Raw genomic sequence first — 13,832 nt, 5'->3', positions numbered from 1 at the left:
GAATGGCCGTTCAGCTTTGTATGGCGCTGAAGGCGTGCCCACAGGCGAGGCAGTGGTGATTGTCGAGAACGTTGTCATCAATTGCGCCGCCGACAGCGGACCCAGCAGCGCAGCCCGCGGCGCTGCCGAGGAGGCCGGCGATCACGGCGCCAGCGAGGCCGCCGAAGAGCGTACCGACTGGGCCAGCGATTGAGCCGACGACAGCGCCGGTCTCGGCACCTGCGAGTGCCGCGGCCATGCCGCCCGTGGCGCCTGCAACGCTGCCGATGGTGCTGCCAGCCTTGCGGGCGCGATTACGTGTGCCTATACGCGATGACAGGCAACGCGGACAGCGAATCGTCGGTCCGGATGACGAGGCGGTGGGCTTGAGCGACTCCGATGCAGACGGTCCGGTCGTCAACAACTCGATCGCGTTGTGTAGATCGTGCCGAACGTCGGATGTGTGGGAGGCACGATTCGGCTCTTCTTGTCGGCCGACCGGCGGATAGATGTCGTTCAGCTCGGCATCGTCATACGGGGCGTGGAAAACGTGATCGGGATAGGGGGCACATGCTTCCCACTCGTCGATTTCATCAACTGCTGCGGGCGATGGAGTCGTGGGGGTGGGCGTGGGTGTAACGGGGAGAACTGAACGGTCTTTGGTGGCGAGCCAATAGAAACCAAATCCGAACATCGCAACGAGCACGAGTGCTAGGCCGACCAGTACGGCGGTATAGAGGGATGGATTCACAAATTCTCCTGAGCGAAGTGCGCCGGTGTGAAGGTGCAGCGGCGGAGCGACCGAGGTTGGCCGTGCTCAAGAGAGTGATATATGCGTGAAAGAAACTAGGATAAAGCCGAAGCGAGAGGTGCGTGCGCCGGGCGTTGATCGACGCCTGCCATTTCCTTGAATCGGTGAAGAACGTGGCAGGCTCGAACTCGTTGAGTTCGAGGCCGATCTGTAGCATGCCGAGATAGGCCAGATGCTAGGGCTCCATCGCGTATTTTCAGTGAGCGTGAGACTGGGCGATGAGCGTAGCTGCACAAAAAAGCGCAAGGCGACCGATGTTGGCGCTTGCGGCAATGACCTTCGGCGGAATTTTGTAGCCAGTCAGGCAGTAAGTCTCGTGTCGATACTATCGGGATCCAGCCAGGATCGACGGACCGTGGCGGGAGGGTGATAGCGATGTGCGCTATGGAACCGGCGCTCGTTGTAGAACTGCCGAGCGTATAGATTGCCACCCAGCGACTCAGCCCCAGATAGGAGTCGCGATAGCCCCCGCCGAGTCAGGACTTCCAGCGCGTCTCGCCGGCCCGTTGAGGTACTCATTACTTGAGCTGAATTCCATCAGGCCGTCGATGACCAGCAATTGCGCGGCGATCAAACGCTAGAGTCGCTCGCTCTCTGATTTCAGATCCTTGGGCCGGCGGGGGGGGGCGGGACCTATCCGTCATTTTGTGGGCGGGGCATATCATGAGGTGTGGCGGCCATGGATATGCCGATGAAGAAGAGACAAACCGTAGCGCGTCAGGCAGCGGCCCGAGGGCCGCTGCCTGAACTGCCCAAGGAACTGCTGGACCAGTTGGTCAAGGGTCCAATGTCGCCAGCCGAGGTTCAGGACTTGATGCTGGCGTTCAACAAGGCGGTCATCGAACGAGCGATGGGCGCCGAGATGAATCTGCATCTGGGCTACCCACCTGGCCAGCCCAAGCCGGCCGGCCAAGCCAACGAGCGCAACGGCGCCAGCGGCAAGACAGTCATCACCGATCGCGGCCCGGTTCGGGTCGAAGTCCCCCGCGATCGCGACGGCAGTTTCGAGCCGATCCTGATTCCCAAGCACGAACGCCGCTTTACCGGTTTCGACGAACGCATTATCGCGATGTACGCACGTGGCATGAGTGTGCGCGAGATTCAGGCCTTTCTGGCCGAGAGCTACGGCACCGAGGTCTCGCCCGACTTCATCAGCTCAGTCACCGACGAGGTCATGGCCGACGCGTTGACCTGGCAGAGCCGCCCGCTTGAGGTGATGTACCCGGTGGTGTTCTTCGATGCACTACGGGTCAAGATCCGTGACGACGGCGTGGTCAGCAACAAGGCCGTGTATCTTGCCTTGGGCATTCAGGCCGATGGCCAGCGCGACGTGCTGGGCCTCTGGATCGAGCAGACCGAGGGCGCCAAGTTCTGGCTCAAGGTATTCAACGAGCTCAAGACTCGCGGCTGTCAGGATATCCTGATCGCCGTCGTCGATGGCCTAAAAGGGTTGGCCGAGGCCATCGGCACCGCCTATCCCCGGACCACCGTTCAGACTTGCATCGTGCATCTGATCCGCACCAGTCTCGAGTACGCCAGCTACAAGGACCGCAAGGCGCTCGCCGCAGCACTGCGTCCGATCTACGCAGCCGCCAGCGAAGAGGCGGCAAGGCAGGCGCTGCAAGACTTCGCCGACGGTCCCTGGGGTGCGAAGTACCCGACTGTCGTGCAATCGTGGCAACGCGCTTGGGAACACGTCATACCGTTCTATGTGTTCCCGCCGGAGATTCGACGGGTCGTGTACACCACGAACGCCATAGAAAGTTTGAACATGCAGTTGCGCAAGATCATCAAGACCCGCGGTCACTTCCCGAATGACGAGGCGGCCATCAAGCTGCTCTGGCTGGCGCTGCGCAATGTCCTGGCCAAGACCGTGCGGTCCGCCTTCGACTGGAAATCAGCGATGAACCAGTTTGCTATCCTGTTCGGCGAGCGGTTTATGCAGGCGCGCGGATAACCTGTTGTTCAACCGCCTCGCCCACAAAAATGCGGACAGGTTCGGGGGGCGACGACATCCATGCCGCCGAACTTGTTGCATCAACGATAGAACGTCTGTTCCGAGATGTTGTGGCGCTTGCACAGATCCTTCATCGGCTCGTCCCGGCTCTCGGCCTCGTGCAAGATCCGAATGATCTGCTCGTTGGTAAATCGCTTCTTCAGCGAGTCCTCCTTGCCTCTAGTATAAAAGAGAACTCACTTGCCATATCGCCACAAGAACCGGCTCAGGTCAGCGCGCCGCCCCTTGGTTGGGCAACGTAAAGTCTGGCCGACGTTGCCTCAGCCGATAGCCCACTCCGAGAGCAGCGATCCATACAGGGATGAGGTAGACAGACAGCCGCAGAGACGGAGTGAGGTACATAATTAATAGAATGCATGCCATAAACCCCAGGCAGACGTAGTTGGTGAGCGGGTAGAGGGGACTTTTGAATTGGGTATTTTCACCTGACTCTTGCTTTGCTTTGCGGAATCTCAAATGAATTAAACTAATCATCGCCCAGTTAATTACGATGGCCGACACAACTAATCCCATGAGAACCTCAAAGGCTTTTCCCGGCATGAAGTAATTGATAACTACGCAGAACGCAGTTGCGATTGCTGAAACGCCAATCGCAAGAATCGGAATTCCATGGCGATTAACCTGAAGCAGTTTGCGCGGTGCATTACCTTGCTGCGCGAGACCAAACAACATGCGGCTATTGCAGTACACGCCACTATTATAGACCGACGGGGCTGCCGTTAGAACAATAGCGTTCAACACGTTCGCAATGAAATCGCTGTTCAGTGCATGGAAAATTAATACAAAAGGACTGCCGCCGGTTACCACCTTTTCCCAAGGATAGAGGGAAAGCAGGACTGCGAGCGCACCAACATAAAAGATTAAAATTCGATAAATGACTTGGTTGGTCGCTTGTGGGATGCTCTTTTTGGGATTATCAGCCTCCGCTGCAGTGATGCCGATGAGTTCCAGGCCACCAAACGAGAACATGATGACCGCCATGGACATAACGACACCGGACACACCGTTCGGGAAGAAGCCACCGTGTTGCCAAAGGTTAGAAATAGTGGCGTCGGGGCCAGCGTGGCCACTAACAAGCAACCAGGAGCCGAAACCGATCATCCCAAGAATGGCGGCTACCTTGATAATGGAGAACCAAAACTCTATCTCACCATACGATTTAACACTTGTCAGATTGATGGCATTGATAATCACAAAAAATAGAAGTGCGGATGCCCATGTTGGAACTGCAGGCCACCAGAAGTGAACATAGATTCCTACTGCAGATAGCTCAGCCATGCTCACGAGGATGTACATTACCCAGTAGTTCCAGCCAGCGACGAAGCCGGTGAACTGACCGCAGTACTTGTCCGCAAAGTAGCTAAATGAACCAGCAACCGGCTCGTCCACAACCATTTCTCCGAGTTGTCGCATAATGAAAAATGCGATGGCACCCGCGACCGCATAGCCAAGCAATATGGAGGGGCCAGCCATCTTGATGGTCTGGGCGATTCCGAGGAATAGCCCGGTTCCGATCGCACCGCCAAGTGCGATGAGTTGGATGTGTCGATTCTTTAGCCCACGTTTCAGGCTATCGTTCTCGTGTTTCGAAGTCATGTGTTGTCTCCACTCGTTCTATTGCCGCCCGGGATTTTGGCCGTAGGTCTTCGACCTATGCCGGACGGCTATATGTCGTATTGGGTACCAGCCATGCGATGAAAAAATTTGAGTTTGTCGTGGCTCAGAGTTGCGCGTAGCAACGTAGGAGACGACCTCGCGTTTAGCGAGGCCAAGTCTCCAATACGTACCCATTGCTCGATACGGTGTATTTTTGTGATGCGCTCAACGCTCGTGCGGGGCGCGGCTTCAATGCCTCAGGCAAACGCTTCCGTTACGTTGGAAGGCGGCCGCCCTAGGCTCTACAGGGGAACAACCGAAAGTCGCTTGATTTCGCTCCAGACCTTCCTCGAGTAGTGCGGATCGAAGAGCGCCTGGTATCCGCCCGTGTGCCAAAAGACAACAGGACCTTCCAGTTCCTTCTTTGCAGCCAGATCGATAAGAGCCGCCACGGCCTTCGCGCTGTACACAGGATCAACGAGTATGCCTTCCGTCGTGGCTAGCAGATCGATTGCCTCCATTACTCCTGGCGCGGGCAGACCATAGCCATCCCCAAGGTAGTTTTCGGTGAGGTTGATGTCGCTGCGAGTTAGTTCGACATCCGCACCAATTATTCGTGCACCGCCTTGGGCATACGCTAGGTATTGACCAGGAACATCATCGTAGACGTCCGCAGCGACCACGATTCCTCTTACCGTACTTTTGGACCCGTGAAGCGCGTTTCCTAGGACCAGACCCGAGTGTGTTCCGCCTGAGGAACTAGCATGCACGATGGTACCGATCTCACGCCCGTGTTCAGCCATTTGCGCGTGAAGCTCGGAGTACGCGATCGCAAATCCCAAAGAGCTTCGCTCCGAGGCGCAACCGATCGGGAGTCGATAGACCTTTTCGCCACGATTCGCGAGTTCAGTGGCAACCGCTTGAGCATGCTGCGCGAGTTCTGGCCAGGTGACGTCGCCGACGAATCGTAGATCTGCGCCGAAAAGACCATCAAGAAGCAAGTTGCCGACCGGTTCACGGGGTTCGTTGTGGCAAAGGACAAGTGTGCAACGTAGACCGATAGCAGCGGCAGCGGCAGCTACCGCACGAGTTGCATTGGAAAGACGCGACCCTTCCGCAACCAAGTGGTTAGCACCGTTCGCAATTGCGTGAGCAAGCTCGACTTCGAGCTTCCGGACCTTGTTTCCGGCAAGCCCAACCGTCCCGATGTCATCGCGCTTGCACCATACCTCGACGCCAAGCTTTGCGCTAAAGCGCTCCAAGTATTGCACGGGGGAGGTAAAGCCCCTGAGGTTAAGTCTTGGAAGGTTGGCGAGCGTATTTAAGGTATTCATCTAGCTCCTCAAGTGGTCTGAATTTAACAAGTGACTGGGGAGTCGGCAGCACAACGCAGAAACACGTACGTTTCGTTGTCAGCGTCCGGAGCGATACACCCCACAAGGCCGATTGTGGTGGTGGCCGACTGCATTGATATAATGAGTTTCGGCCAACCTATACGATGTTTCCGACAAGATGCCTGGCGCTGAAATTTCCTACCCGCTCGGGAAGTCCTTGCCACATTCGATGGTGTTCCGGACGATGCGGCTTAAAGAGGTGACGTCGTATCCCAATGAAAGCCACGACTGGGGTGAGTTTGTGTTCTCATTCAGCGGCGTTATTGAGCTCACTGTTGGAGCTCGCACCTATTTGACGCCGCCGCACTATGGGCTATGGCTGCCACCGCAGACTGAACATGGGGCCAGTACACGATCAGAGGCTTGCTATTGCGTCTTGGACATCGCCGCACACCTATGCGATAGGTTGCCTACGCAGGTGTGTACTTTGGCGGTTGGTCCCATCATTAAGGCAATTTTGGGCGATTTGATGGCGCGGCAAGTCGACTATGCTCGCGATCGCCTCGGGAACCGCATGATCCGTCACTGGCACCTTCGCTCTGAATCCTGATCTGCCGCAGGAAGCTGTGTCCGCATCGCTAGCGTTGGGTACAAGACCAATTTTGTCCGGTCGGGTTACAGGACAGCCCGTAACCCCTTATACACTTGAGTTTTCCGATGAGACGTGCTGAGCCCAGGCTTCCATAAGCGGCCGTCGTTGTTCCAGTAGATCAGTACGGTGACCACAATGGCCTCGCCTCATCACAAGCCCTGTTGTCAGTCTCCGTCCTGTGCGAATTCGCAGAATGTGACTAGACTCGCTTGGCTACCCTACGACGGCGTATGCTTTCATGTGAGCTCGGTGCCACAATTCGAGGTTCGGCGATCCGTCCGACGTAGACGGCTTGCAAATAAATCAGACTCTGGGGGTCTCAACAGTGCGAATCAACTATCTCAGCCCACGGGGTGTTCTAGAGGTCGAGCATGCCGCCTTGCGCGAACTCGAAGCGAAATTGCCTCGCGACTGGGGTGCCTATGCAGCATTCCGGTTGCTCGTCCGTGGCTCCAGACAGCCACTGGACATCGACCTGCTGCTGTTGACGAACAATCGAATCTTGGTGGTCGAACTGAAGAACTGGTCCGGTGACATTGAGTATTCGTCAGGTCAGTGGTTTCATCGCGGTGACCCTATGCCCTCGCCGGTAAATACCACGGACAACAAGGCCCGCGCTTTAAGGAAGTTCGTTCAAGAGAAGAACTCGTCCCTTAGGTTGCCCTTCGTCGAGTCGCTCGTAGTCCTGTGCCATCCCAAGTGCCGCTTGATCAACTTTCCGGACGAGCAGCGCCGCTTCATTGCGACGCTCCCTGATTTCGTGCATGCCGCGTCCGATGCTACACGCTACGCGAGACGCTTCCCTGACATCCCGCCGACGTGGACCTATCGGTCCGCGGACCCCCTGCCTCAGCGCCAGCGGTACAACGCCATTTTTTCTGCATCCAACCCGGCGGTGCTCAAACGCCGCACAGTTTTGCATGGCTTTGAGCAGATCGACGACCAAGCGGACTACATCCACCCACGCAAGATCTGGTCGGAGTTCCTAGCCGAGCACCAAGAGAGTCGAAGCTCAAAGGCGCTGCTGCGAAAGTGGAACTTCGAAGAGCTCGCCACTGGCGGCACCTCCACCGTCGAGCGTCAGACTATCGGTCTTCGCGAACTGCGGCTAAATGAAACGCTGCGCGTCCAAGCGCCCGAATTGCACGAGGACCTACTTGAGCCTATTGGTTCAGCGACGGCGGACGACATCACCACCAACTTCGTCGAGGCGTACCGTCTTCCGACCGGCATTGAACGCCTCTCCGAGCACCTAGCCCGCAACGGCGCCATGAACGAGCAAGACCGGCGCTCGTTGGCAAAAAGCATCCTAGCCCGCTTCTCGAAGCTACACGCTCTGGGGATTGCTCACCGCGACATCACCAAGCGCACGCTGTGGGTGCTCGAACCGTCCCGCGTGATCCTGTCCACGTTTGCTGCTGCACGCGTTCCTCAAGCCCAGACCGTCGGTGTCCATCGCGTCGAACTGGAGACCGGGTCCATCGAACTACCGGAGGACGAAGGCGTTGCCGCGCAGGTTCGCTCTGGAGATCCGTTCACCCGCGACGTCTTCCTGTTGGGTGTCTTGATCTACGAGATGCTAGAAGGCCGAGAACTGGAGCGCATTAATGCCGTGCCCGTCTACAACGACACCGTTACGCTCAGTTTCCCAGCGCTGATGCCTTGGTACGCCAAGGCCATGGAACTTGACCCAGAAGCGCGCTATCGCAATGCTTCCGATGCGCTCGACGCGTTAAACGCCTGCTTGGCCGTCGATGCGGGGCCGGACGTTTGCGCTGAAGACTTCCAGGGCTACGAGACCGAGGCTGGCCCGATGACCCTCATGGCCAAGCGCGTGATCTCGCCTGGCCCCACCAAGATGGTCTACGAATCGGAGAGGAGCGGCGACCGCGTCCTGGTGAAGTGCTGGCCGCAGCTCAAGTACGACCCGAAGTATCTGGCGCGCAACCTGCGACTGCTCTCCTTCCTACAGCGAGCGAGATCGTTGCGACAGTCTGGCTTCGACGCCACCCCTGAGGTGATGGACTTCGGCCTGAACACGTTCGGACTGGTGCTGGTCACGCGATGGACGGAAGGTCAAACGCTCACCGAGTGGTTGGCGACTGACCCAGGGGGAAGGCAACGTGCGCTCGTGGCGCATGCCCTGCTCAATGCCGTGCGACGGCTCCACATCTTGGGGCTCTCCCACGGTGACGTGAAAGCAGACAACATCGTCGTACCGCAGACCACAGAGGACGAAGCGCCTCGCGTCGTGCTAGTGGACATACCAGACCTGAGCGCCGATGGCGACGAAGGGGTCACGGTCGGCACGGTGCCGCCGACTCTGGAGAGTGCATCCCCACTGCACCGCGACGCGTTTGCCGTGTGCATGCTCATCCTGACGCTGTTGCCCGAAGACTTCGAGGCGACACGAAGCGACGTGGCTCGGGCCGTTGAATTGGTAGACGTACTGCCGCCGCTGGACCTACTAGCCGAAACGCTACAGGACGAGCTTCACCCAAAACCGCGCTCGGTCCCGACGCTCAAGGTTACCCTCAAGCGCCGCGGCCGTGGTGGTCCTCCGTCACTGGACCTCATCTCCAACAATGGCGAGTACTCGGTGCGCGCGACAAGACATGCGGAGACCGGACACCTGCGATTCAACATGGTCGGAACGCGGCAAGACCTCTACATCAAGTACGACCCAGAAGAAGACGTCGTACTTGACGCTGCAGTCAAGGCGATCGACCACATCGATTTTGTCAGTGCCCACCGGCGCAAGACATTCTCGCTAAATGCGGAGATACACGTCACCTTTGCAGAGGAGGCAGACGCCACTGCGCTGGCCGGTTTGCTGTATCAGCACTACATCGCGAACGCCCCGGATGAACCGGAAGGCGACGAGACGGTCGTCGTAGGACTCGGTGCCGACCCGTATGCCCGCCTATCCGAGAGCGTGCCCCAGCAGCAGGTGTCTGCCACGGCACTGTGGACCGCGTTGTCCGACACAGATGAGATGAACGTCACGAAGATCACCGTTCGGAACGGTGCGAGGCAATCACCGCCACAAAGCGATGAGTGGATCATCCACTTCGATTGCGAGGGCGGTGTGCTCGATTTTTCGGAGGACGAGGGCATCGAGCTGCTGGAGCGCGGGGTGGACGCCATGGACGGAAGCGACCGCTGGTACACCGTTGGATGGGTCTCACCCGACATCGGGCGTAACGTAATGCGGGTGCGTGCCAAGAGCATGCGTTTCTCGCCGAAGACGGGTGACGTCCTGCACGTGCGCGGCACCTTTGAAAAGGTGGCGTCCGAACGGCGAGTCGCGGCGATGAAGCGTGTGCTCGCGGGCGGTGGCCTCATCCCCTCACTGGTTGACTATTTCGATCCGGATACCGAACGGATGCCGAATCACGACGTCGCAGTCGATCTAGGCGACCTCGGCAGCTACGACTTGAACGACTCCCAGGAAGAAGCGCTTCGGACCGCTTTGTCCTATGGCCCAATCTCGCTACTGCAGGGGCCGCCCGGGACGGGGAAAACCAAGTTCATCGCATCGTTCGTCCACTTGCTGCTGTCGCGAGGACTTGCTCACAATATCCTGCTTGTCAGCCAATCGCATGAAGCTGTGAACAATGCGATGGACAAGGTGGCCGGTTCACTTCGGGCGTCGAGCATGGATGTGTCCATGGTACGCGTCGGCTTGCAATCGATGGTGTCGCCTGGACTCCGTAGCGTCCAGGAAGATTCGTTGCGCCAGCGCTACCGCGAGAGTTTTGACGCGGAGATCAAGGAACGAGTGCGAATGGTCGGCGTCGCCATGGGCCTTCCGGAAGGCTACGTGCGCGCCGCGACGGAGCTTCATGCTACCTTGGGCCCGTTACTTCAAAGCATCGACCGCCTCATACGCACAATCGACAAGGCAGATGGCGAGGATGCCTCGGCCGAGGAGCATCTGCGTCGGCTCAGCCAGGTGTTTGTCGAGGTCGCGGGGCGTCAGTTTGGCATTCATGCATCTGCCGACGATGAAGCGGCCAACCTCCGCGATCTCCTGGACGATAAACTAGAGGCGTTGGCTCATCTGCACGGCTCGCCGAGCCCGGCTAAGTGTGCTCGGCTGGAGCAGATCGCTCGCCTTTCCACGGAGTTTTCTCAGGTGCTGCGCAGCCCGCGCTCCAACTATACTGCTTTCCTCGCGCGCAGCTCCAGCGTTGTGGCGGGCACCTGCGTAGGCGTGGGCAAGCAGGCGCTGGGCATCACTGAAGTTCCTTATGACTGGGTCATCGTGGACGAAGCCGCACGCGCATCGCCGATGGAACTCGTTGTTGCTATGCAGGCGGGCAAGCGCGTGCTGCTGGTAGGCGATCATTTACAGTTGCCGCCGTCTTACCCCCGAGCTGTCGAAGATCGAGCGTCAGCTTTGCTCGGAATGCCGCGCAAGGACTTCCGGCGGGTAAACAACTTCCAACGCGCGTTTTCTTCGAGTTACGGCCGGTCGGTCGGCCGAACATTGCGCGTGCAGTACCGCATGGCAGAGCATATCAGCCAGCTCGTATCGCACTGCTTCTATGCAGACGCGCTCGAGGTCGGGCGCGCACCACCGGGCCAAGAGTACGAGAGGCTGCCATCGTTTCTCGCCTCGCAGGTCGTGTGGGTCGACACCCAAGACCAAGGACGCGAGGCGTTCCACCGCTCGGCCGGCACCCACGAAGGTGCACTCGTGAACAACCAAGAAGCCTTGGCGGTCGTGGAAGTGGTTCGGGCCATTCTGACGTCGTCGGGGTTCTTAGAGGAGGTCCAGTCGAAAGACGGCGACAATGAGCCCATCATCGGTATCATCGCCATGTACTCCGATCAGCGCGACCTGATCCGAAAGAAGCTCGAGCAGGCAGAATGGGCCTCCGGGCTTCGCGACTGCTTCACCGTGGGCACAGTGGATAGCTATCAGGGCAAGGAAAACCGCATCATCGTGCTCTCGGTGGTACGCAACGACACCAGCGAGCACGTTGGCTTCTTGAGTGATCCAGAGCGCATCAACGTAGCCATGTCCCGATCAAAGGACCGGCTGGTGATCGTCAGCTCGTCGGCCATGTGGCGGTCTCGGACGGCCACGCCGATGAAACGGGTGCTCGACGAAGTCGAGCGCCTCGCGGAGCAAAAACTGGCCAAGTTCGTGCCCTCCAAAGAACTGAAGCGGAGTCTGTCCAATGCGTGAGCGTTTTAACACCGTCGCAGTGGCGATTCCGGCGCAGCTGTTCAACGTCCGCTGCCATGTTTCCATCGACCGCCAAGTTCCAGTCATGACGGACTTTGCGGTGCGCTTGCTGCACCTGAGCGGTCCTCTGGAGGTCGGCGCACTGCGGGAGTACTTCGGCCTCTCCGCAAGCGAGCTGCGGGATCTGCTTGAACTCCTGAGGGAAGAAGGCCTCGTCGGCGAGGCAAACGGCCGCATCTCGCTGACTTCCTATGCCGAGTCACGCTTCACAGCGTCATTGGACGGACTGCCGCGCTTCACGAAGATCGCTGAGCGGCAAAGCCGCCCCGTTTTCGAGCTATTGAGCTATACGCCACTGCCCAAGGCACTGTCGGGCAGCTACTGGGACAACGCCCTGGAACTGAAGTGGAGCGCGGACGACCCAGCTGCGGGCAATACCATTGATCGTGCAGAAGCAGCGTTTCATAAACACTTTCTCGACATTGAACGCTTCGAACTAGAAGATGAAAATCGGCGTGCTTACGCTTGTTATAAGGTGGACGAGATCCGCGCCGGGCGCCCGTTCAGTGTTCCGCTTCCGGTGCACTTCGAAGTGGACGTCGAGGGTAACGTCGAATTTGAAATCGACGCGCAGCTCGAACTCCTGCCCGAGTCGCTGCGCTCTCTGGTGCGGACCCTTACCGCCGATCGGATCGCAACGCTCTCAACCCGCACCGACCACCTGCGCACCTTTGTCGAACGCTTCAACGATGAGCTGCTCGCTCGCTATATGCCAGCGCAATCGGCCGTTGAGGAGAAGACTGCATTTGTCAAACAGGACGGACGGATCGGGCTGCGCAAGGATCCCGCAATCGACTTTGGACGATACATCCACGAAGTGCATGGACAGGCAAACGGCGAGGTGTACGACTCCGGCAAGAGTCAAGCGCTCCTTGGTGCCCTCTACATGCCCAAATGCCGGTCTCGTCTTTTAATCGGACTGCGCAAAGCGCTCGCCGTAATCAAGAGGTCGGCAAACGAAGAACTGCCGATGGCTATCTTCTGGGTGATTCCAGACTCCGAATTATGGGGGCGCACGAGCTTGGTCCTAGACCTAGTCAACGGCATTCGAGGCGCCCTCAAGGAGGGTTTGGGTTCACCGTTGGAGGTCGTCGCCATTGCTCCCTGCCACCAGAACGAGAACAGGGATCGCCTCGTTAAGCGCGCACGCCATCTGCTTGATGCAGGTTTCAACCGCGTGTTCCTGAGTTCATACCAACCCAAGCAAGAGTGCTTCGAGGTCTTGCTCATCCCTGGCATCTTCGGCGCAGCAACGTACCAATGGGCGGTGCCGGGTGCCGACAGGTATAACGTGCCATTAGGATTTGTGACCCAATCCGCTCCAAAGCTGCAGAAGATGGCCGAATTCGCTCGGGCCGCCGTGGCGTCATCGCTCCACGGCTCAGGTTGGGGGAGCGGCAGCAGGACCGAGGAGCGCAAGTTTTGGTTCAGCGATGCGGTTGTGAGTGATTTCTCTTTCCTTGATCGCTACGTCGATGCGACATGAGCCCCTACTAACCGGCCGGCCAGGCTGCGATGCAGCGACCTTCGCTCCGAATCCTGATCTGCCGCAGGAAGTTGTGTCCGCGTCGCTAGCGTTGTGTACAAAACCAATTGTGCCGGTCGGGTTACAGGACAGCCTGTAACCCCTTATGCACTTGAGTTTTCCGATGAGGCGTGCTGAGCCCATGCTTCCATGAGCGGTCGTCGCTGTTCCAATAGGTCGGTACGGTGATAAGCGGCCTCAACCTGATTTTTCACGGTGTGAGCCAGTGCACGTTCAGCGAGATCTCGGGCATAGCCGTGTTCGCTGGCCCAATCCCGGAAACTGGAACGGAAGCCGTGAGCGGTCGCGACGCGGTCGGGCGTATCACTTTGTGCCTTAACGCGACGAAGAAATGCAGTCAGTGTCATGTCGTTCAGCACTTTCGCACGTGGCGATGGAAAGACTAGCGTTTCGTGCAGTTGATGTTGCTGAAGCCATTTGAGAAGGGCTAACACCTTCTCTGACAGCGGGATGCGATGCGCTTCCTTGGCCTTCATGCGTGAAGCCGGGATGTTCCAAACGCGTCCAACTGTAGTGGTCAACCAACCCCGGACACTGCGTTAAGTTTTTCTTCCGCAACAGCCGGCGCCAGTCCGTCATTGAACTGATGCGGCCGTATCCAGTTGTACCGATGCATCAGGTAGTGGCTGATATCCCGGTG

Annotated in this window: 7 protein-coding genes and 3 pseudogenes; 3 read left to right on the top strand and 7 right to left on the bottom strand. The window is 58.3% G+C overall.

What is annotated here, in order from left to right; genetic code table 11:
* Positions 1–10: 10 nt before the first annotated feature.
* A complete protein-coding gene (locus GQ56_RS46555) occupies positions 11–730 on the bottom strand; it encodes a hypothetical protein (RefSeq protein ID WP_235212718.1) in 720 nt (239 codons plus the stop codon).
* A gap of 473 nt (positions 731–1,203) precedes the next feature.
* Positions 1,204–1,418, bottom strand: a pseudogene (locus GQ56_RS47220) (IS3-like element ISBcen23 family transposase); the annotation flags it as partial.
* A 57-nt stretch (positions 1,419–1,475) separates the two neighbouring features.
* Here GQ56_RS47220 and GQ56_RS0119730 point away from each other — a divergent pair.
* Positions 1,476–2,747: an IS256 family transposase gene (locus tag GQ56_RS0119730; protein WP_152601804.1), complete on the top strand. Its 1,272-nt coding sequence runs from the start codon at positions 1,476–1,478 to the stop codon at positions 2,745–2,747.
* An 83-nt stretch (positions 2,748–2,830) separates the two neighbouring features.
* On the opposite strand, the pseudogene GQ56_RS0119725 reads toward GQ56_RS0119730, so the two are convergent.
* From GQ56_RS0119725 to GQ56_RS0119715, 3 genes and pseudogenes are all read right to left on the bottom strand, one after another.
* A pseudogene (locus tag GQ56_RS0119725) lies at positions 2,831–2,950 on the bottom strand (transposase); the annotation flags it as partial.
* A 67-nt stretch (positions 2,951–3,017) separates the two neighbouring features.
* Positions 3,018–4,403, bottom strand: coding sequence for an amino acid permease (locus tag GQ56_RS0119720; RefSeq protein ID WP_031400255.1), 1,386 nt, complete (start codon positions 4,401–4,403; stop codon positions 3,018–3,020).
* Positions 4,404–4,705: 302 nt separating this feature from the next.
* Positions 4,706–5,737 carry a 1-aminocyclopropane-1-carboxylate deaminase/D-cysteine desulfhydrase gene (locus GQ56_RS0119715; protein ID WP_031400254.1) on the bottom strand — a complete coding sequence of 344 codons (1,032 nt, stop codon included), beginning with the start codon at positions 5,735–5,737 and terminating at the stop codon, positions 4,706–4,708.
* A 977-nt stretch (positions 5,738–6,714) separates the two neighbouring features.
* On the opposite strand from GQ56_RS0119715, the gene GQ56_RS0119710 reads away from it, so the two are divergent.
* Both GQ56_RS0119710 and GQ56_RS0119705 read left to right on the top strand, forming a co-directional pair.
* Positions 6,715–11,586, top strand: coding sequence for an AAA domain-containing protein (locus GQ56_RS0119710; protein ID WP_031400253.1), 4,872 nt, complete (start codon positions 6,715–6,717; stop codon positions 11,584–11,586).
* Entirely contained in the window at positions 11,579–13,132 is a 1,554-nt protein-coding gene (locus GQ56_RS0119705) for a hypothetical protein (protein WP_031400252.1), read from the top strand. The genes GQ56_RS0119710 and GQ56_RS0119705 overlap by 8 nt, the downstream gene beginning before the upstream one ends.
* A gap of 143 nt (positions 13,133–13,275) precedes the next feature.
* Here GQ56_RS0119705 and GQ56_RS41505 read toward each other — a convergent pair whose 3' ends face one another.
* Both GQ56_RS41505 and GQ56_RS44440 read right to left on the bottom strand, forming a co-directional pair.
* The gene (locus GQ56_RS41505; RefSeq protein WP_265183114.1) at positions 13,276–13,713 is read right to left on the bottom strand and encodes a tyrosine-type recombinase/integrase; all 438 of its coding nucleotides are present in this window, start codon (positions 13,711–13,713) and stop codon (positions 13,276–13,278) included.
* A pseudogene (locus GQ56_RS44440) lies at positions 13,710–13,832 on the bottom strand (IS3 family transposase); the annotation flags it as partial. The pseudogene GQ56_RS44440 and the gene GQ56_RS41505, both read right to left, overlap by 4 nt.

It is taken from the genome of Burkholderia paludis, from assembly GCF_000732615.1.
Classification (GTDB): domain Bacteria; phylum Pseudomonadota; class Gammaproteobacteria; order Burkholderiales; family Burkholderiaceae; genus Burkholderia; species Burkholderia paludis.
Note: the sequence above shows the minus strand (reverse complement) of the source record. Positions and strands in the feature narration are given on the sequence as shown.